Source organism: Candidatus Zymogenus saltonus (assembly GCA_016929395.1).
Classification (GTDB): domain Bacteria; phylum Desulfobacterota; class Zymogenia; order Zymogenales; family Zymogenaceae; genus Zymogenus; species Zymogenus saltonus.
This window is the reverse complement of sequence record JAFGIX010000033.1, coordinates 32069-52244: the sequence shown is the minus strand read 5'-3', so window position 1 is coordinate 52244 and position 20176 is coordinate 32069. Positions and strand designations below refer to the sequence as shown.

Genomic DNA, 20176 nt, shown 5'->3' with positions numbered 1-20176 from the left:
TAATAACCGTTATAATGATGATATATTCGAAATTGTAGTTTCTTATCTAACTAATTTGGTGGAAAATCGTTTATAATTCCCAAATATTTTTATTTCCATCTCCCCAATCCGCAAGAAGATATGCACAATAACAGACACATAAACAGGTTGCGGCCCCATTAAAGGGAGATAAAAAAGATGTCAAGTTAACTCCAAGGTACTTTTTTTAACCTTTTATTGGAAAGAAGAATGCTTAGAATCGTGCTTATGGGACTCCTTATGCGGGGAGACAACCACGGATACAAGCTTCGCAAGGTTATCGAAAAGGAACTTACCAATCTCATTAACGTTGACAACACCTCAATCTACTACACGCTGAATAAACTGGAAGAGGATGGTTGTGTGATCCATAAATCCGTCTCAGACTCCAAGAGGCCCCAAAAGAACCTCTACTCTCTGACAAAAAAGGGGGAATTTGAGCTGAAAAATCTCCTCATTGACAATATGAACAACAACAAGAGGCCGCTTTTGAATATCGACATCTCCCTTTATTTCATTGACCTTCTCGAACCCGACGAAGCCATCGAACACCTATCCAACAGATCCAAGGAATTGAGAAAGCTCATCTACATCCTCAAACGCTCCGAGAAGGAGGCCAGGGGCAAAGATCCCAAGAGCAGCGAAGAGGTAATCTACTCTCACAACAGGAGACTCGCCCAGACCGAGCTGGAGTTCTTAAAGGACTTGATCGAATCCCTAAAGGGCAAATAATTCAGCTCCCCGCAGGTGGCCTTACGAATGGGCTTAAAAGGGAACCCGCATAATAGAACGTGGACATGTATCTCTTCCATCATAACAATAGCGCCTTAATCAAGGCCGATTCAAAGGCTTAGTTTTATCCAATCCGAGGGCTTTTCATACCCATCCGGATTCCAGTTTCCCAAGGGGGCGAGTTTTTTCAAAAAATCGATTAATGCCGCAGTCGGCATCTCTTGTAGGGAAGGTTTTAAAAAGTCCATTCTCCGTTGCCTTTGATCGTTCTCTTTTTGTAATTAGGCATAAGACCCATCTAATTCCCTAAACGTTCCACCGTGAATACAAAAAAAACCAAAAATGTTACTGAAAAATCGAAAAATAGAAAATTTTTATGGAATTTTCCAACTTTTTAGGTTATACTTATGGCTTATCCGGCTTATAATAAATTTTTAATAGAAAAAGTTTTAGAGGATAAGCTATGAACGTCAAGAAACAATTAAATAAGATGGCAGGCAGGCTCCCCGACAAAACGGCCCTTATTTACGGTGACAGGAGAATCACCTTCAAACAGCTCAAGGATAGGGCCTTTAAGCTGTCATCGCAAATCACCGCATCGGGAATAAAAAAGGGCGACAAGGTATTCGTCTACCTCCCGAACATACCGGAATTTGTTGAAATATACCTTGCCGCAACCTCGATAGGCGTAATCTGTGTCCCCATAGATTTTCGCACATCGGGCGATGAGCTCAAGAGTATTATCATCGACTCCGATGCTAAAATGATCTTCACTACGGTGGACATGCTGAAAGCCATAAAAGCTGCGGGGGATAATTATCCCTCGGTTGAAAAGATTGTGCTCATCGGCGACGGGGAGAAGGCTCCGGACATTGATTACGAGAAGTTCTTGTCCGGCGGCGATCCAAAGGAGCCGGACGCGGAGACATCCGAGGAGGACGAGGCCCTTTATCTCTACACCTCCGGAAGCACCGGGAGGCCCAGGGGGGTCATCCTCCAGTACAGACATCTGGACCTCTTCCCGAACACTCTGCACGAGATAATCCCCGAGTACAACACCGAGAACACCGTAATGGCGGTTATCCTCCCGATGAGCCACATAACGGGCCCGATCCTCGTCAACAACCAGCTCATATTCGGAAACAGCCTCGTCATCTTTGAAAGCTGGCGCCCGGATACAGTATGGAAGACTGTGGAGAGAGAGAAGGTCGAGCTTTTCAACAGCGTGCCTCCGATAATGCAGATGATGCTCGCCGATCCCAAGCTGGAGAGCTACGACCTTTCATCGCTGAAATACGTGTCGATGATGGGGATGAGCGTGCCTAAGAAGCTGATGGAGGAGTACCGTCGGAGGATACCGCACCTCAAGGTTATCCAGGGATACGGCCTGACCGAGACGTCTCCGCTGTTGACCCTCCTTCCCCTTAAATACGCCGATGAAAAGATGGGCTCCATCGGCAAGGTCGTGGGCGGCGTAAAGATGAAATTCGTCGACGAAGACGGAAACGAGGTCAAGCAGGGCGAGCTGGGCGAGATCGTGGTATCCGGACCCCAGGTGATGAAGGGCTACTACAAGCAGCCGGAAGAGACGGCGAAATGCATCAAGGACGGCTGGTTCCATACGGGCGACCTCGGAAGGATCGATGAAGACGGCTTCGTCTATCACCTCGGCCGCTCCAGCGAAATAGTAATAACAGGGGGGCTTAACGTATTTCCGGCGGAGGTGGAAAACATCCTCCTAGGCCACGAGAATATAATGGAGGCATCGGTTCTGGGGATACAGGACGAAAAGCGGGGCGAGGTACTGGCGGCGGTCGTAGTAAAGAGGCCGGGAATCGACTTGACCGATAAGGAGGTCATGAAACACTGCCGGGAGAGGATAGCGGACTATAAGGTTCCAAAGATGGTCAAATTCATCGACGCCCTTCCCCTTGTGGGACCCGGGAAGGTTGATAAAAAAACCCTAACCGAGTCCTTTGCATAAATGACCAGAAAGAGAAAGCCGAGGAGGATTGTCAAATCCTATTTCAATAAGATAGCGGCCCTGCCGGTGAGACCGATCTTTGCGCTGTTGCTCAAGGTTCCGGAGTCGTGGATTCGCGTGTTATCCGAGATAATAGCCTGGGGTTTTGCCAACTTTGCGTTCCCCTTAAAAAGGATGGCGATAAAAAACCTCCGAATTGCCTACAAGAACACCCTCTCCGATGATAAGATAAAGATAATCGCAAAGGAGAGCATGAAAAACATCGTAAGGATGATGTCGGAGCTCACGATTATCATAAGACCCAGTTATACAACAAAAGATACGCCGATCGAGGGAGAGCATCATCTCAAAGAGGCGCTGAAAGGAGATAAGGGCATCCTGATCCTCGGAAGTCACGTGGGCAACTTCCTCCTATTGATTTTGTCCCTCGCTCAGAAGGGATATCCCCTTCACTATATTTTAAAAGAGTCCAAAGACGAGAATTTCAGGGATTTCGTCAGGGAGCTGAACAAAAACCTCGGGCTCAAACCCATACCCGTCAAGCCGAGAAGCGAGGCCACAAAGCGGTCCCTCAGGGCATTGAGAGACAGAGAGATGTTGTGGCTCGCCCTCGATCAGGACACGAAGTTCGGAGACATCGGGGTCGAGTTCTTCGGCGTAAAGGTCGGCACATCCAGGGGGCCGGCTATCCTGGCCCAGAGGACGGAGTCAACGGTACTCCCGATCTACGCGAAAAGGGAGGGTTGGCTGAAACATACCCTGATCGTCAAGGAGCCGGTAAAGCTCGTAAATTCCGGCGACAAGGATATGGATATCTACAAAAACTTGAAGCGGATGAACGGGGTGCTCGAAGAGGAGATAACCGAAAATCCCGAAGAGTGGTGGTGGGTGCACAGGAGGTGGAAGCGGGCATACAGATACAGCGACGAGGAAACGAAGGAGATGTCGTAGTAACTAAAAAATTGTTTTGCCGCAGACCCGGACGATGGGGAAATAGGTACAATATAAACAGGTCGAACGTACCCGTTTGCAAAAAATGTTTTAGCCTATAATACTATAACAACGGGATTGTGGTCTTATGCCGGGAGAGACTCTCGATTAAATAAAGACCTGAAATGAAATGAACTAAAAAAAAGTCGGCGGTCTTTTAGGATTTTCATTAGATGCCATTCCGGCAGGGGTGGGCCTATATTGAATACGCGGATTGCCCTGATCTTATAAAATATTTTAGATACAGGATATTATAGACCTATCCCATTATTTTTTTATCAAATCACCACTTTCCCCTTTAAAAATTATCCGAAAATCTGTAAACTGCAGATATATAAATCATAAATTGACTCTATTGAGGCAATTGAGAATTTGCATTTTTTTACGCCCCTGTTTCCATTTTCGGTTTCTGAATAGAAAAACGGAGTCAAGTGAAGAGAGATGTCAAGAAAGAAGAGGTCTAAAAGGACATACCACCTGAAGAGGAAAATCAAGGCCTTCACCAGAAGAATCTACTCCTGGCCCGCAAAGCCCCTGTTTTGGATCATGATTGGACTCCCGGAGCCGGTAATAAGGAAAGGGGCGGATCTCTTCGGCCTTCTTATCTGGCTGTTCGGGACCAGTTTAAGAAGGGTTGCCCTCAATAACCTGAAGCTCGTCTACGGAAGCTCCCTGACCGAAAAGGAGATAAAGGCGATCGCAAAGGAGAGCATGAAAAATCTCATCAGGACCTTCCTTGAATGCCCGCCTATCATGAAAAATTATCTGAAAATTGTAGAAGACATCGATATCGAGGGGGAAGAGTACATAGAAAAGGCCCTGGAGAACGGCAAGGGGGTGGTGGCCCTCGGAAGCCACACCGGGAATTTTCTTCTGATGCTTACAGCCCTTACAATCAAGGGATATCCAATATCGTTCGTCTACAAGGAGCCGATGGACAAGGGCTTTGCCGGCCATTTCTGGAAGCTTATGAGGAATCTAAACCTGAACCCGATTCCGGTAAAACCGAGAAGCAGGGCCACAAAGTTTAGCCTCAGGGTCTTAAAAAAGAAGGAAATATTGTGGATTGCCGCCGACCAGAACGTGAGGGAGGGTAGTATCGGCGTGGAGTTCTTCGGCGTAAAGGCCTCGACCGCCAAGGGGCCGGCGGTTTTGGCCCTCTGGAGCAATGCTATGATTCTTCCCATGACCATAAAGCGTCTCGGCTGGCTCAAACACAAAATAACCATAAAAAAGCCGTTCACCCTTGAGACCACCGGAAATATGGATGAGGACACCTACTCCGGTCTAAAGGTAGTGAATCAAATAATCGAAGAGATGATCCTCGATAATCCGACGGAGTGGTGGTGGATTCACAACAGGTGGAAGAATTCGTATAAATACCAGTAACAGCCCCTGTCCCGTTCAAAGTTGAGCTGTTTTTTCGCTTACGATAGCTAATAGCTTACGATAAATAGTAGACTACAATAACCAGTAGATATTGAGCCCAAAAGCCATGCAGAACGAAGAAAGAAAAAAGAAAGCCTTCAATCCATTTAAGTATATTTTATCTTATATCTCAATCTGCGTCTTTTACCTCTTCTTCAAGATGCCGGCTTTTTTGGTCATCTTTTTGACCGAGGCCACGGGCCTTATCATCTGGATGCTCGGCCTTTCCCTGAGATTTCAAGCGATGAGAAACCTGAGGCTCGTCTACGGGGATAAACTCACCCGAAAGGAGCTCAAGGCGATAGCGAGGTCGAGCATCAAACACATTGTCAGGATGTTTTTGGAGTTCGGATATTACCTGAGACCCCCTTTTGAAGTGGCCGAGGAGATACCGATCGAGGGGGAAGAATATCTCAAGGAGGCCCTCGAAGGCGGGAGGGGCGTCCTTGCCGTAGGGAGCCACGTGGGCAATTTCATGCTCCTCCTCTGCTCCCTCTCCCTGAGGGGTTATCCGATATCCTTCCTGTACAAGGAGCCGAAGGACGAGAGGGTCAAAAACTACGTTCGGAGGCTCCAGGAAAAGATCAAGCTGAAGGTTATTCCGGTAAAGCCGAGAAACGAGGCGGCGGCAAGATCCAAATCGACGCTCGAAAAGGGGGAGATACTCTGGGTGGCCCTCGATCAGGACACACGGGGGAGGGCCGTCGGCGTCGAGTTCTTCGGCGTAAAGGCCACGATGCCCCCCGGGCCCGCCGAGCTTATCGCCGAAACAGGCGCCGCAGTACTTCCCATGTATATGAGGCGAAACGGCTGGATGGATCACACGATAGTCGTCAAAAAGCCGCTCAAGATCAATTTGACATCTGATGAAGAGAAAGACGTCTACAACATTCTGAAGAGGATAAACGAGGAGCTGGAGGAGATAATCCTTGCGAACCCGAAAGAGTGGTGGTGGGTCCACAGGAGGTGGAAGCGGGCCTATAAATACGAGGACGATCCGGCTTTAGGAGAGGATTAACGGCCGCGCCTTCGTACCCCTTTCTTTCGAGATTTCATCACACGAGTATCTCTGACTTTTACACTCAAGGTTCCCGCGGGCCATGAAATAAATCCAACCCTTCTTAATATTTTTCGTTGACAAGAACATAGAATCTGTAGTAGATTAATTGATTACATATCCAAAAAGCTCGCCAAAAAGCGCGGTCCCATCGTCTAGCGGTTAGGATACCGGCCTCTCACGCCGGAGACACGGGTTCGATCCCCGTTGGGACTACCAAAGCCCAAGCCGGGCCGGCAAAATAAAATAATGTTGCCGGCCCTTTTTTTGGTCCATATTGAAATCCATTCCTGACCTCCTTCAAGAAAACCCTCCTATGACAAAACAATAATCCCCTTGACAATTTGAACTTAACGGAAGTATAAGGATAGATACTCAATAGCGGGAGGACTCGGAGATGAAGGTTATCGACCTTAACGATGAGCACAAGCGGTTGTACCTCTGCTGCCTCGAGGAATGGTCGGACGAGATAATCGAGGGCGTTCCTAAAAAGGAGGAGTGGTTCGACAAGACGCGGGGGCGCGGCCTCCGCGTGAAGCTGGCGGTGGACGACGGCGGCAATGTCGGCGGGATGATACAGTACCTGCCGATAGAGGAATCCTTCATCGAGGGGAGCGGCCTCTACTTCATAAACTGCATATGGGTGCACGGCCACAAGCAGGGACCGGGAAACATCCAGGGGAAGGGTATGGGGAGGGCGCTGATCGAGGCGGCGGAGGCGGACGCAAAAGAACTCGGCGCCAAGGGGATGGCGGCGTGGGGCCTGGCGATTCCGGTCTGGATGAAGGCCTCCTGGTTCAAGAAGCATGGATATTCAAAGGCCGACAGGGACGGGATGGCCGTCCTCCTGTGGAAATCGTTTGAAAGGGACGCCTCTCCCCCAAGATGGATAAAGAGGAAAAAGAAGCCGCCGACGGCGCCCGGCGTCGTCACGGTGACGTCGTTCGTGAACGGCTGGTGCACTGGCCAGAACACGACCTACGAGCGGGCTAAGCGGGCCGCAGAGGAGTTAGGCGACAGGGTCGTCTTCAAGGAGTTCGACACCTCCAACCGGGATGTACTTAACGAGTGGGGGATCGCCGACGGCCTCTTCATAGACGGGAAGTCGGTCAACACCGGCCCGCCCCCCTCCTACGACAAGATCGTGAAGCTGATCAAAAAGAGGCTTAAAAAGCTGTAGGCGGTCTTGCCCGGGGCCGTCCATTGCGAACGGGCGGGGCAAAATCCTTTTATCCCAACTAAAAAAGTTGTTGATTCCTCCATCCGCATTGGATATACTTCGTATATATCTAAATAATAATTTAGGGCGGTTTTAGAAATGGCGAAGTGCGAGTATAAAAAGGAGTATTGGCATTCAAAAGAAAAGGGATTTGTAAAGTATAAATGTCCCCATAATTCAATAAAAAAACCTGATGATAACGGGAAAAAATATTGCATATTCCACAGCAGGCAAGATAATAAAAAAGTAAACAAATTTTATAAAGAATTTAAAAAAAAATGTGAATCGGGTGATCATGAATTCATAGGTTTTATATTTCCAAAGAGTCTGGACTTTGAAAATTTGAGAGTAGAAATCGGAGGTTTCGATTTTAAAAATGCTAATTTCTGGAAAGCTGAATTTATGGGAGACGCCGATCTAATGCGTTCAAGTTTCTTTGGTAAGACTGATTTCAGGGATGTAATATTCAATGGAGTTGCTATTTTCTTGGGAACGGTTTTTTATGATAATGTGAATTTTAATGATGCGACATTTTCAGATGGTGCTAACTTCTGGGGAACAATATTTATTAAAAATGCTTACTTTGGAGGAGCGACTTTTTCTAGATGGGTAGATTTCTATGATGCAAAATTCTTTAGAGAAGCTTATTTCGGTGAGATAATACTTTCCAAAGAAGTCAATGTATTTTTCACAAAAAAAATCTTTGAAGATAAATCTAAAGCAATTTTTAGTAATTTTTATAAATTTGGAGAAAAAGCAAATCTTACTTTTGATGGTGTTAATCTTAAAAACGTGAGATTTAACAGAGCAAATGTCGAAAAGATAAATTTTAAAGAAGTTTTCTGGAGAAAGTCCAGAGGATTTACAAGAAGAAACATGCTCTTTGACGAATCTTTTCAAACGGGTTTCTTCAAGAGATTATTAAAAAAGACGGGGATTTTTTATAAAGACAAGGAAAACGAACACTATGAAGTACAAAATATTTATAATCAACTTCGCTTAAACTACGAAAAAACCGGCAGGTATCACGAGGCGGGAGACTTCTTCGTGGGCGCAATGGAGATGAGAAAAAAGGGGACAAGAGAGAGTATTATAACCAGATTAATGTTATTTTTCTACAAATACATTTCTCTTTATGGCGAACAGCCGATAATGGCGTTTCTTTGGATACTATTGACTCCTTTCCTTTTTATTCCTCTATATCTACTGTCAGGTTTAAAATATAAGGATCCAAGCCGCCCTCTTGAATGTAACTTTTTCAATATAATAGATTTTATTAAGAATTTAAACTGGGAGGATATTGTCAATACTTTCTATTTCAGCCTGAGCAACCTTGCACTCGGAAAATATTTAAGTGTTAGCTTCGACACTGGTTTAGTCCCCCTGAGCAATATAACGAATTTTGTTATACTGTTGGAAAACGTTTGCGGCCTTCTCTTTATTACCCTCTTCCTCCTCGCCATGAACCGCAAGTTCAGGCGGACGAAGGACTGAGCCCTCAAGCCTCGTCCGCGTCGCTTCCGAAGATCAGGGCATCGGCTATTGCATAGACCCAAACAACGACCAGCCCCAGGATGGAGAGAAGCAGCGGCTGCCCGCTTCTTTTCAATCCTTCCAACAAAAAATCAAACGCCGTCCCGTAAAACATCTCCTTGTCGCTGAACGCCGAGACGTAGCCCATAATCAAGATACACATAAATGCGGCAAAGAGGGCCGTGCACAAAAAGATGATAAAGCCCCCCTTTAGATATTCTTTATTTGCAATCTGGCCCGCCCCCGGGTAGAGTAGGCCGGAGAGCAACGCCGACATATATTTTCTTTTCATTTCAATCTCCCGGATTTATCCGTAATTTGAACATCTACTCTTTATCCTTCGCCTCCCGCCAGAGCTCCTCCAGCTGGTCGATTGACATATCCTTCATCGCACTGACCGGAACTCCCCTCGTATTCAGGATGCTTTCGACCTCCCTGAAGCGCTTGGAAAACTTTTTGTTTGCGCCCCTCAGGGCGAGCTCGGCGTTGACACCGAGGAACCGGCAGAGGTTTACGACCGAAAACAGGAGGTCGCCCATTTCCTCCTCGACCTCGGGTTGGCTGCCCTCGGCCTTCGCCCCCTTGAGCTCGGCTATCTCCTCCTCGATCTTCTCGATAACGCCCGGCACATCCTCCCAATCAAAGCCGACGTCGCTCGCCCTCCTGCCGTATTTTTCGGCGATCAATAGTGCGGGAAGCTCCTCGGAGACGCCGTCGAGGACCGACCCCCCTCCCCTCTTCTCGGCCTTGATTTCTTCCCACCTCTTGTTTACCTCCTCCTTCGTGGGGGCTTTTCCGTCAGCAAAGCCATCTCCGAAGACGTGGGGGTGTCGCTCGATCATCTTCTCGGCTATGGCGGAGATCACGTCATCGATTTTGAAATACCCTTTTTCCTCCTCGATTTTCGTCACGAAGATTATCTCGAAGAGGAGGTCTCCCAGCTCCTCCCTGATCTTTTTCTCGTCTCCCGAATCGATGGCGGAGACGAGCTCCATCGCCTCCTCCATTATATAGGGCCTCAGGTCTTCGATCTTCTGCGCCCTGTCCCAGGCGCACCCTTCGGGAGACCTGAGCCTCGCCATCAGGTCAACCAGTCCGTAGAAATTCATCTGTCTCCCTGAAATCTAACTCAACTAAGATAGGACAGATAATCGAAAAAGGCAAGGTAAAAAATAATGACTTGATTTCCAACAAAATTAATGATAGATTAATACAAATATGAAATATATTTTTTTTGGAGAGGACAGTGGGCTTTTTTAGACCATTGGCAAAATCGGCGATTTTTCTTTTTATTTTTATCTTCGTCTTGACCCCCTCTTTAGCCGCCGATGAAAGCAAAACCACGATCAGCGACCTGGACATCCTGGGCACACCCTCGTTCTTTTTCATCAGGGACGAGTTCAAGGGCTACGATCAGAATTGGTTTCGCTTCCTCACATCGCTGGCAGAGGGGAGCAAGATAGACGCCTTTTACTTTCTCGACGAGCTGTACAACACCAAGCTGAACTACGGCGACAAAAACGTCTCGTACTACTCCTACTCCCTCCTCACGCTGTCCAGGATGATGGAAAACGAGGCTGATTTAAAAACGGCCCTGAGATTGATCGACGAGTCCATCAGACTCTCTCCGGATATTGCGAGGATACACTTCTACAAGGCCTCGTTTCTCTGGAGACACAATCCGTTAAACAAGTTGTTTGAGATCACAGATCACTATGTAAAGGGCGTCCAGGACGCCGTATCCGACATTGCCACATATACGGCGCTTCTTGGCAATCTCCTTATCGGTCTGGAGTTTTTCATCCTTATACTGTTTATGCTGTTTGCCGTCACCCTCGCGGCAAAGTATATACCGCTGTTGTCAAACGACCTCAAGGAAAAATCGGGATGGGAGATACATCCCATGCTTTTTTCCGTGTTGATCCTCCTTTTTCTGATCTTTATTTCCACCCTTGACCTCGGCTTTATATGGATCCTCTTCTTTTTAAACTTATTCTTTTTCGTTTATTATACGGGCACCGAAAAGAAGATCGCCGTTGTCTTTTACATTTTTCTGCTTATCGCCCCCGTGGCCCTCGAATACACCGCAACGATGATGCTCTCCACCCACATAAAAGCCACCGATGAGATAGTCCAGATAAAAAACGACATGTATACCTGGGATGCCGAAAGGAAGCTCAAAAGCTGGGTGGAAGAGAACTTCGAGGACAAGTACGCCCTCTTTACCCTCGGGCTCCTGAACAAGAAGACCGGATACCTGAGCGACGCCCTCTACTACTACAATGAAACCTTGGACATAGACGAAAATTATGCCGAGGCCCTGAACAATCTCGGCAACATAAAATTCATACAAAAAGATTACGAGGGAGCGTTCGAGCTGTATAAGAAGTCGACATCAAACAACCCGAACCTTGTAGCGCCCAATTACAATCTATTCAAGTACTACATGATAAAGTTCGATCAGGACGAGGCGGACAAGTACCACGAGAAGGCCCTGGAGCTTTCTCATGATCGCATATCTAAATTTGCCGAAATCGAGATAGACATAAGTGCGATAGAGCCGGATTATCTGGCCCTGATCAACAGGGTCGTCATGGACGAAGACATATCCGATTCGGTCCTCTGGGAACGGGTGATAAACTCCACGGACAACAAGGATTTGGCAAACAAACTGTGGAAGAACATGATGAAAGGTACTACCCTGAGGAGCGCCCCCGTGGTTGGAATCCTGGCCGCCGTTATCCTGTTTGTAATAGGCACACTTAATAAGAGATACATATTTTCCAAGGCATGCAAATTCTGCGGGAAACCCTTCTTCTTGAAATCCCACAGCCACATGGAAAAGAGAGACGCCTGTAACAGGTGCTTTTCCCTCTTCATCAGGCGCGAGGGTGTGGACCCGAAAACCAAGACCAGACTCAGGATGACCGTTGACAGAGTCACCACCCGCCGCAGTTATATTATCAGGATTGTAAATATTTTAATTCCGGGATTTGGAAACATCTATCGAGGCAAGACCGCAAAGGGATTCATCTTTTTTACGCTTTACATATTTTTGCTCGTTCAGATTTTTACCATAAACGGGACAATCGTCTATCCCGCATCATCACTCGGATTTCCTCTGATACACAATCTATATGTCTATTTGTTCTTTTTAGTCATCGTATATATTATTGCACAGCGTGATTTCTTTAAGTCCGAAATCTCCACTATTTAGACAAGGAGCTTTATAAAGTGGCACTCCATGGTGACATAAAGGACTTCTCGGTTGTGGACATCCTCCAGCTTTTATACCAACAGCAGAAGAGCGGCGTTTTGAATATTATCGATAAGGGGACGGAAATCGAGGTCCTTTTTGACAGCGGAATGATAATATCGGCAAATTCAAAACGGAAGCACATCGACGAATTTCTCGGCGAGATGCTTCTAACGGCAAAAATGGTGAGCAAGTCACAGCTGAGAAACGCCCTTGAGATCCAGAAGGAGACGTTAAAGAAATTAGGGGACATTCTCATCGAATCGGGTATTATAACCATTAACGATCTGCGACATGTCCTTAAGCTTCAAACCCACGAGACAATCTTCAAGCTTTTGAACCTGAAGAGCGGGACGTACAATTTCCAGCAGCGCCTTATAAACTACGACAAAAGGGCCTTTGAGCTGATCAACACCGAGCATTTTCTAATGGACAGCCTTAGGATGACCGACGAGTGGCCGGAGATAAAGGAAAAGATTTATTCCTATAACCTCGTCTTTGAAAAGATGCCGGGGGCCGAGGAAGAAATAAAATTCTGGAAGACGACGGACTCCGAAGACTCGAATGATGACCTTTTCTACGAGGACGATAAGCCTTTAAAGGGTAAAATGGTCATGTCGGCGGAAGAGAGGAAGGTCTTTGACCTCGTGAACGAAACCATGACCGTCAGGGACCTTATCAACGTCAGCAGGTTCGGAGAATTTGAGACGACCAAGGCCCTGGCGTCGCTGATGGACAAGACCCTGATAGACATCGCTTTTGAAATTGAGGAGGAGAAGGTAACAACACCCTCCGAGAAAGAAACCACCAATCTATCTTTCTATGTTGTTTTCGGAGGAATCGTGTTTTCCCTTTTTTTGATACTTGCGGTCTCTTACCCGAGAATAGTATCAAACTTCACCATCTCGAATGCAAGCAAGATCGACTTTGAAAATTCACAGCGGTCAATGGAAACGGCCAACGTAAAATCCGCCCTCTCTGCCTTCTACTTGATACATGGACGTTATCCCGATGATCTGAATGAGCTGAAGGGAAGCGGTTATCTGAACAACACAAGGGATGATGTCGCCGAGAGATTTGAATACCAGCCACTTGGGAAAAAATATAAGCTAAATATTAGAGAATAAGCTTGGACAGTACCACAAAAATTGATTTTGAAGACAACAATCTTGTCCGCAGCCTCTTCGGCGAGCACAACTCCCACCTTACAATCATCGAAGAAGACACCGGCACAAAGATATCGGCACGGGGCGCAACGGTTACCATAACCGGGGATAAGGATGAGGTGGAAATCAGTGAGAATCTTCTCATTCAGCTTTACGATCTTTTAAAGAAGGGGTATCCGGTCTACTCGCCCGACATCGACTTTGCGCTGAGGATTCTCAAGGCAAACAGAAAGGTCAACCTCAAGGAGATATTTCTCGACACGGTCTATATCTCATCGAAAAAGAGGAGCATAACGCCCAAGAGCCTTGCTCAAAAGAAGTATATCGATTCCATAAGGCAGTTTGATATTGTCTTTGGAATCGGCCCCGCCGGAACGGGCAAAACGTACCTCGCCATGGCAATGGCGATGGATCTTATAACAAGGGGAAAAGTCAACAGGGTAATACTTACGAGACCCGCGGTGGAGGCCGGAGAGAAGCTGGGCTTTCTCCCCGGGGACATCTACGAAAAAATTAATCCCTACCTGAGACCCCTCTACGATGCCCTGCACGACATGATGGACTTCGAACAGGCCCAGCGCCTCGTTCACAAGGGGATTATCGAGGTCGCCCCCCTCGCCTTCATGAGGGGAAGAACCTTGAATGACTCGTTCATAGTGCTTGACGAGGCCCAGAACACAACCAGCGAGCAGATGAAGATGTTTCTGACAAGGCTCGGATTCAACTCCAAGACCGTCATAACGGGTGACATCACCCAGATAGACCTCCCCCCCGGAAAGATCTCGGGACTCGTGGAGGCAAAAAAGATATTAAGCGACATCGAAGGGATCGACTTTTGTTACTTCAACGAGAAAGACGTAGTCCGTCATCGGCTTGTGAGGGAGATAATAAAGGCCTACGAAAAGCTCGACAAAGACTTGGAATCAAATGAAAATATTAGATAAAATAAGCGGCGCCTACTGGGATTTGATGAAGGGACTAAACTCCGTCAGATTCATGAGGCCCTTGGCCTATGTCATAGACCTCGAGACCTACAGGAATCCAAGAATCCAGCGTATCCTGTTGTTTGTCGCCTTCGTCATCATACTGGCCCTGATTATGGCGCCCGAGACCCGGTTCCCGACAATAGAATACAAGGTGGGCGACTACGCCCCCAAAGACATCAAGGCCTCGAAGGATTACATTATTGTGGACAAGGAGACCACGGAGAGAGCGCGTACGGAGGCGGTCAACGCAATCCCATCAGTATTTGACCTCGATGGAACCGCGCTTGTCTCCCTCTTCGACAGGATAGAATCGGCCTTTGACCTGATGCGGGAGGTATCGGCCAAGGGAACAAACGAAAAGGAGAGAAATCTCATCTATGACGAAAATCGCGGGGCGTTTTTTGACCTCCTCGACGTGAAGCTCCCGGACACCACCTTCGAGGAGCTGAAAAAGCAGAATTTTAAACAACAGATTGAAAACAGTATGAAGCTGCTCCTCGAAAGCCTTTCGGGCCTCTATATAGCCGGATCGTACGACACCATATCTGCGGAGGTGAGACGAAAAGGGGTCATCCTCATCAACAGCCAGACCAAGAACGAGACGCTCCTCCTGAACCTCGACAAGGTAATCGACATAGAGACGGCGAGAGGCGTCATAGACAGCAGGGCCAAGTCATTGTCTCCGGACATCTCCATAAGGGTCGTCAAGCCAGCCATGGAGATATCAAAGCTCCTGATCAAGCCGAACGTTACATATAATCTCACCGAGACAGACAGGCGAAAAGAGCTTGCGGCGAAAAACGTAAAGCCAATAACGATCAAGATCGAAAAGGGGCAGATGATAATCGAGGACGGATACCGAATAGACAAGAATCATCTGACGATCTTAAACGGAATCGCCGAATCCCAAAAGGATTACAACCTATTTCTTGTTTTTCTTGGAATTCTCACGCTCATCTCGATTCTGATCTACGTATCCTTCATCTTCGCATCGAAAAATATCAGCAAATTCAAGTCGTCAAACAAAGACTTGATATTCTACTGCATTACCATTCTGGTATTTCTGATAATTACAAAATTCGGATTGTTCATGGCCGACGCCCTTGGCGACAGATACGAAAGCATTCCGCAATCTGCATACAAATTCGCCATCCCCGTAATCGCCGGGGCCATGCTGGTAAGGATAGTCCTGAACTCCGAGTCGGCGATAATATATGCGATCATATCGAGCATATTCTCCGGCATAATATTGGGCGATGATGTCCTATTCATGTCGTATCTCTTTATCGGTTCGCTGCTCGGGGCCCACTTGGTGGCGAAGACAAAACAGCGCTCCACCCTCGTATATGCGGGTTTTGTCGTAGGGCTTGTCAACATCCTGCTGATCTTTTTGCTCAACGTAAGCAAGATTAAGCTCCTTTACACCGATGTGCTCTCCAGCATCAGCACCAATCCTGGAACCGTCTTCTCCGCCCTGGCCTTCAGTCTTTTCGGATTTTTCGGGGCTATAATCGCATCTGTCCTTGTCCTCGGGTTTACCCCCCTTGTGGAGCTCCTCTTCGGATACACCACGGACATCAAGCTCGTGGAGCTCTCCAACCTCGACCATCCCCTGTTGAAGGACATGGTCATTCGCTCCCCGGGGACCTACCATCACAGCATCATTGTAGGAAACCTCGCGGAGGCGGGTGCAACTGCGATCCATGCCAATCCCCTCCTCGCCAGGGTTAGCGCATATTACCACGACATTGGAAAGATAAAAAAGCCGAACTACTTCATCGAAAACACGACTATTGACAACAATCCCCACGACAGGCTGTCTCCTCATATGTCCAGTCTAATCTTGATCTCTCACGTGAAGGACGGCGTGGATCTCGCCAGAAAGTACAAGCTGGGAGACGAGATCATCAACGTAATACAGCAGCACCACGGAACACACCTGATAAACTACTTTTATCAAAGAGCCGTGGAGTCGGACGATGGGAAAGGCAATCCTGTGGACGAAAAGAGCTTCAGATACCCTGGGCCGAAGCCGCAGACCCGAGAGGCCGGGCTGGTGCTCCTTGCCGACAACGTCGAGGCCGCATCAAAGGTGCTTACCGATCCGAAGCCTGCAAGGGTCTCGGCTATGGTCCAGTCGATAATAGAGAGGCTCTTCCTCGACGGCCAGCTCGACCAGTGCGAGCTTACCCTAAAAGACCTCGACGCCATCGGCCGGAGCTTTATTCAGGTGCTAAACGGCATCTTTCACCAGAGGATCGATTATCCCGAGCCGGTCATCGACCGGGAAAGGGAAGAAGCGGAAATGGAGGGCGAGAAGTTTGACGGTCCTAATAAAAAGCGAGAGGCACCAAAAAAAGGTGGAGACAAAAGCAATAGAGTTGAAGGTGCAAACCCTCCTCGAAGAAACGGGAAGAGATAAAGCCGAGCTTTCGATTCTCCTGACGGACGACGAGACAATATCTTCCTTAAACGAGCGATATCTCAACAGGAAAGGGGCTACAAACGTCTTGTCGTTCGGGCAGGGTGAGCCGCAAACTGAAGGCACAAAGGATCTCCCCCCTTATATCCTTGGAGACATTGTGGTAAGCGTAGACACGGCGGAACGTCAGGCGAAGACAAGGGGGGTGGGCCTCACGGAGGAGATCATCATCCTCACAGTCCACGGCCTTTTGCACCTTCTGGGGTACGTCCACGACCCAAGGGAGGGGGCGTCGACGGAAGACGAATTGCTCATGTTGAAGGAGGAGGCAAGGCTCCTCTCCTTGATAGGTATCCACGATATATAAAACGGTCATTTTAACCCCTGTTGTTATTCAACACGACAGGTTCATGTCATAAAGGGAATGATGGTGTCTAAACGGCCAAAAAAGCTTTGACAAAACATCGGGGGCAGGCCTAAATATTGTCTTCGCTGAAAACATGCCGAGCGGCTATGTAATCGTTTCACCCCGCAAAAAAACAGTTTTTATATTTAGAGTCAGGGAGAAGCTCATTTTGAAACCGAAAGCTAAGAAAAGCGTAAAAATTGAAGGAAAGATGGAAGACAGGCCGAAGTGGATAAAAGACGTTATCCTCGCCGGATTCGGGGGCTGCCTCTTTTTCCTGTCTCTGCCCGCCCCCTCGATCTCGATTCTGGCCTGGATTTGCCTTGTGCCCCTCCTCTTCGCCGTAAAGGACTACTCGCCGTACAGGGCCTCGATATTGGGATTTGTCTTCGGCCTGTTCGCAAATCTCGGCGTATTCTATTGGACCGCCCTTCCCGCCTCCAGATACGGCGGAGTCCCGATATACCTTGGAATTCTCATCACAGTACTCCTGGTGCTTTACGTCTCCATATACGCCGGCGTCTTTTCAGCCTTCGTCTCTTGGACGAGGGAGAGATTCGGCACCTCCGAAATCGTATCGGTGCCTATAGCCTTAACCGCCCTGGAGTATCTCAGGGGTACACTCTTCACGGGATTCCCCTGGTGTTTCATCGGCCACTCCCAGATTCCCTTTCTTCCCGTCGTACAGGTCTTGGATATCACCGGCGTCTTCGGCGTAACCTTCACGATAGCTATTGTCAACGCCGCCGTATACCTCGTCTTCTTGAAGATAGTGGGGGCAAGGAAGAAATTTCCTTGGGCCGAGGTCGCCGTTTCGGCTTCCCTCGTCGCAATCCTCATCGCCTACGGCCTTTACGCCATAAACAGGGAGACGAAAAGGGCATCTTCTGCACCGGGGATAACAGTCTCCCTGATCCAAGGAAATATCCGCCAGGACATAAAGTGGAACCCGGCCTACCAGGACGAGACCGTATCGATTTACGAGGAATTGACGCTCTCCACCGAAAAATCAAATCCCGACCTGATCGTCTGGTCGGAGACGGCAACCCCCTTCTTCTTCAAAGACCACCCATACTTTCGCCCCAGGGTGGAGGGGCTGGCGATGATTACAGAGGCGTACCTATTCTTCGGTACCGTCGACTACAAGATCATCGGCGAACAATACAGATACCAGAACAGCGCCTATCTCCTGAATCCCGAAGGCTCACTGGTCGGCAAGTACGACAAGACCCACCTCGTCCCCTTTGCGGAATACGTGCCCTTAAAGCGGCTCTTCTTCTTCGTTGACAAGATAGTCGAGGGCGTTGGGGATTATCTCCCCGGTGAGAAGAGAGAGCCCCTTGAGACCGGCTTCGGCGGCTTGGGATCTCTCGTCTGTTACGAGGCGATCTTTCCCTACATGACCAGAGATTATGCAAAAGACGGCGCCGTCCTCTTCATCAACATTACCAACGACGCCTGGTTCGGGAAGACCAGCGCCCCCTACCAGCATTTTTCGATGTCCCGAATCAGGGCGATAGAGACAAGGATCCCGCTTGTCCGGTGCGCCAACACCGGGGTGTCAGCCTTTGTCGACACCATAGGCAGGGTAAAAAGCCAGACTCCCATCTTCAAGAGAACGGCCGTGACCGATAAGGTGAAGATAGGAAACCGGCTGACCTTTTACACGAGGTTCGGCGACATCTTCGCCCAGCTCGTAACCCTCGCCTTTATTTTCCCCCTTCTGGTCGGCATTTCTGGTATAATCAGAGGATCGCTGAATAAGAAAAGAAAGAAAAAGTAAACTAAAAGTATAATCCATTTTCACACTATTTGAGGAGGAGAGGAGATGATAGTCGATCTATCTTCGGATTTCACCGACAGCCTCAGGGATTTTGAGGAGCGTTTTTATACATTACGGGGGTTTCTTTGAGCCGGAGGCACTGAAAAGGCGTCTCGGCGAGCTTGAAGAGATCATGTCCTCGCCCGACTTCTGGAACGACACGGAGAGGGCCAAAAAGATCGGGCGGGAAAAAACCGCCGTCGAGGATCAGCTGAGCTGGATATCCGGCCTGGAGAAGGACTTCGAGGAGCTGACGATCCTAACCGAGATGCTGGACGACGGCGAAAAGGATGCCGCGGACGAGATCTTAAAGAAGCTCGATAATCTCGAAAGAGAGATCGACAAGATGGAGACAAGGCGGATGCTTTCGGGCGAAAACGACAGGAACTCCGCCATAGTCCAGATAAACTCCGGCGCCGGCGGAACGGAGGCGCAAGACTGGGCCGAAATGCTCTTTCGGATGTACAGCAGGTGGATCGAGTCGAGGGACTTTGAGCTGGAGGTCGTCGACCTCCTTCCGGGGGACGAGGCCGGAATAAAAAACATAACCTTTCTCGTAGAGGGCGATTACGCCTACGGTCTCTTAAAGGCGGAGGTGGGCGTACACAGGCTGATTCGCATATCTCCCTTCGACACAGGAAAGAGAAGGCACACTTCCTTCGCCTCGGTCTTCGTGAGCCCCCAGGTGGATGACGACATCGACATCGAGATAAACGAGAGCGACCTGAGGATCGACACCTTCAGGGCCTCCGGGGCGGGGGGACAGCATGTCAACAAGACCGACAGCGCCGTCAGAATTACCCATCTCCCCACAAACATCGTTGTCACCTGCAGCAACGAAAAGTCCCAGCACAGAAACAAGGCGATAGCCCTTAAGATATTGAAGTCGCGCCTCTACGAGAACAGGCTCGAGGAGGAGAGAAAGAAGCAGGAAGAGCTCCACAGCCAGAAGAAGGATATTTCCTGGGGGAGTCAGATCAGGACCTACACCATGCAGCCTTACAGGCTCGTCAAGGATCACCGGACGGGGATCGAGGTCGGAAACGTCGACGCGGTCCTCGATGGGGAGATAGACAAGTTTATCGAGACATATCTGCTATCCAGCAATTAACTTAAGGACGTCACCGCCATCATGCACCGATACCAATCTCGGTTAA

General features: G+C 48.4%; 16 protein-coding genes and 1 tRNA gene. 15 read left to right on the top strand and 2 right to left on the bottom strand.

The annotated features are described in order from the left end of the window. The first annotated feature begins 228 nt into the window (after positions 1-228). The 8 genes from JW984_07420 (at position 229) to JW984_07385 (ending at position 8922) form a co-directional block, all read left to right on the top strand. Positions 229-750, top strand: coding sequence for a helix-turn-helix transcriptional regulator (locus JW984_07420; protein ID MBN1573006.1), 522 nt, complete (start codon positions 229-231; stop codon positions 748-750). A gap of 463 nt (positions 751-1213) precedes the next feature. Beyond that, entirely contained in the window at positions 1214-2734 is a 1521-nt protein-coding gene (locus tag JW984_07415; GenBank protein ID MBN1573005.1) for an AMP-binding protein, read from the top strand. Further along, positions 2735-3685: a lysophospholipid acyltransferase family protein gene (locus JW984_07410; protein MBN1573004.1), complete on the top strand. Its 951-nt coding sequence runs from the start codon at positions 2735-2737 to the stop codon at positions 3683-3685. It abuts the gene before it with no gap. 480 nt (positions 3686-4165) lie between these two features. Further along, entirely contained in the window at positions 4166-5113 is a 948-nt protein-coding gene (locus JW984_07405) for a hypothetical protein (protein ID MBN1573003.1), read from the top strand. A 106-nt stretch (positions 5114-5219) separates the two neighbouring features. Further along, a complete protein-coding gene (locus tag JW984_07400) occupies positions 5220-6170 on the top strand; it encodes a hypothetical protein (protein MBN1573002.1) in 951 nt (316 codons plus the stop codon). A 183-nt stretch (positions 6171-6353) separates the two neighbouring features. Then, a tRNA-Glu gene (locus JW984_07395) sits at positions 6354-6428 on the top strand. A 178-nt stretch (positions 6429-6606) separates the two neighbouring features. Continuing rightward, positions 6607-7389 carry a GNAT family N-acetyltransferase gene (locus JW984_07390; GenBank protein ID MBN1573001.1) on the top strand — a complete coding sequence of 261 codons (783 nt, stop codon included), beginning with the start codon at positions 6607-6609 and terminating at the stop codon, positions 7387-7389. 138 nt (positions 7390-7527) lie between these two features. Next, positions 7528-8922, top strand: a complete 1395-nt coding sequence (locus tag JW984_07385) for a pentapeptide repeat-containing protein (GenBank protein MBN1573000.1) — start codon at positions 7528-7530, stop codon at positions 8920-8922. Positions 8923-8926: 4 nt separating this feature from the next. Here JW984_07385 and JW984_07380 read toward each other — a convergent pair whose 3' ends face one another. Together JW984_07380 and mazG are read right to left on the bottom strand one after the other, a co-directional pair. Beyond that, positions 8927-9253, bottom strand: coding sequence for a hypothetical protein (locus tag JW984_07380; GenBank protein MBN1572999.1), 327 nt, complete (start codon positions 9251-9253; stop codon positions 8927-8929). Positions 9254-9287: 34 nt separating this feature from the next. Further along, the gene (mazG, locus tag JW984_07375; GenBank protein MBN1572998.1) at positions 9288-10070 is read right to left on the bottom strand and encodes a nucleoside triphosphate pyrophosphohydrolase; all 783 of its coding nucleotides are present in this window, start codon (positions 10068-10070) and stop codon (positions 9288-9290) included. 137 nt (positions 10071-10207) lie between these two features. Between mazG and JW984_07370 the strand changes: the two genes are divergently transcribed. The 7 genes from JW984_07370 to prfB all read left to right on the top strand — a co-directional run bounded on the left by JW984_07370 (position 10208) and on the right by prfB (position 20130). After that, entirely contained in the window at positions 10208-12178 is a 1971-nt protein-coding gene (locus JW984_07370; protein MBN1572997.1) for a hypothetical protein, read from the top strand. 17 nt (positions 12179-12195) lie between these two features. After that, on the top strand, positions 12196-13344 hold the full coding sequence (locus tag JW984_07365; GenBank protein MBN1572996.1) for a DUF4388 domain-containing protein: 1149 nt from the start codon (positions 12196-12198) through the stop codon (positions 13342-13344). Then, positions 13341-14327 carry a PhoH family protein gene (locus JW984_07360; GenBank protein ID MBN1572995.1) on the top strand — a complete coding sequence of 329 codons (987 nt, stop codon included), beginning with the start codon at positions 13341-13343 and terminating at the stop codon, positions 14325-14327. The genes JW984_07365 and JW984_07360 overlap by 4 nt, the downstream gene beginning before the upstream one ends. Next, on the top strand, positions 14311-16791 hold the full coding sequence (locus tag JW984_07355) for an HDIG domain-containing protein (protein ID MBN1572994.1): 2481 nt from the start codon (positions 14311-14313) through the stop codon (positions 16789-16791). Before JW984_07360 ends, JW984_07355 begins: the two co-directional genes overlap by 17 nt. Further along, a complete protein-coding gene (gene ybeY, locus JW984_07350) occupies positions 16751-17158 on the top strand; it encodes an rRNA maturation RNase YbeY (GenBank protein ID MBN1572993.1) in 408 nt (135 codons plus the stop codon). The genes JW984_07355 and ybeY overlap by 41 nt, the downstream gene beginning before the upstream one ends. A gap of 208 nt (positions 17159-17366) precedes the next feature. Next, positions 17367-18980 (top strand): apolipoprotein N-acyltransferase, encoded by a 1614-nt coding sequence (gene lnt / locus JW984_07345; protein MBN1572992.1) that lies wholly within the window; start codon positions 17367-17369, stop codon positions 18978-18980. A gap of 45 nt (positions 18981-19025) precedes the next feature. Beyond that, positions 19026-20130, top strand: a protein-coding gene (gene prfB / locus JW984_07340) for a peptide chain release factor 2 (protein MBN1572991.1) whose coding sequence is annotated in 2 segments (ribosomal slippage) — positions 19026-19094 and positions 19096-20130 — 1104 coding nt in all. Because the reading frame shifts where the segments join, the coding sequence is not laid out codon by codon here. Positions 20131-20176: the final 46 nt, after the last annotated feature.

What these genes read in the sequence shown, in the direction of transcription:
- JW984_07410 (MBN1573004.1), top strand. Translation starts at nt 2,735, where the DNA reads ATGACCAGAAAGAGAAAGCCGAGGAGGATTGTCAAATCCTATTTCAAT.
- JW984_07355 (MBN1572994.1), top strand. Translation starts at nt 14,311, where the DNA reads ATGAAAATATTAGATAAAATAAGCGGCGCCTACTGGGATTTGATGAAG.
- JW984_07405 (MBN1573003.1), top strand. Translation starts at nt 4,166, where the DNA reads ATGTCAAGAAAGAAGAGGTCTAAAAGGACATACCACCTGAAGAGGAAA.
- JW984_07420 (MBN1573006.1), top strand. Translation starts at nt 229, where the DNA reads ATGCTTAGAATCGTGCTTATGGGACTCCTTATGCGGGGAGACAACCAC.
- JW984_07385 (MBN1573000.1), top strand. Translation starts at nt 7,528, where the DNA reads ATGGCGAAGTGCGAGTATAAAAAGGAGTATTGGCATTCAAAAGAAAAG.
- JW984_07380 (MBN1572999.1), bottom strand. Translation starts at nt 9,253, where the DNA reads ATGAAAAGAAAATATATGTCGGCGTTGCTCTCCGGCCTACTCTACCCG.
- mazG (MBN1572998.1), bottom strand. Translation starts at nt 10,070, where the DNA reads ATGAATTTCTACGGACTGGTTGACCTGATGGCGAGGCTCAGGTCTCCC.
- JW984_07390 (MBN1573001.1), top strand. Translation starts at nt 6,607, where the DNA reads ATGAAGGTTATCGACCTTAACGATGAGCACAAGCGGTTGTACCTCTGC.
- JW984_07400 (MBN1573002.1), top strand. Translation starts at nt 5,220, where the DNA reads ATGCAGAACGAAGAAAGAAAAAAGAAAGCCTTCAATCCATTTAAGTAT.
- JW984_07415 (MBN1573005.1), top strand. Translation starts at nt 1,214, where the DNA reads ATGAACGTCAAGAAACAATTAAATAAGATGGCAGGCAGGCTCCCCGAC.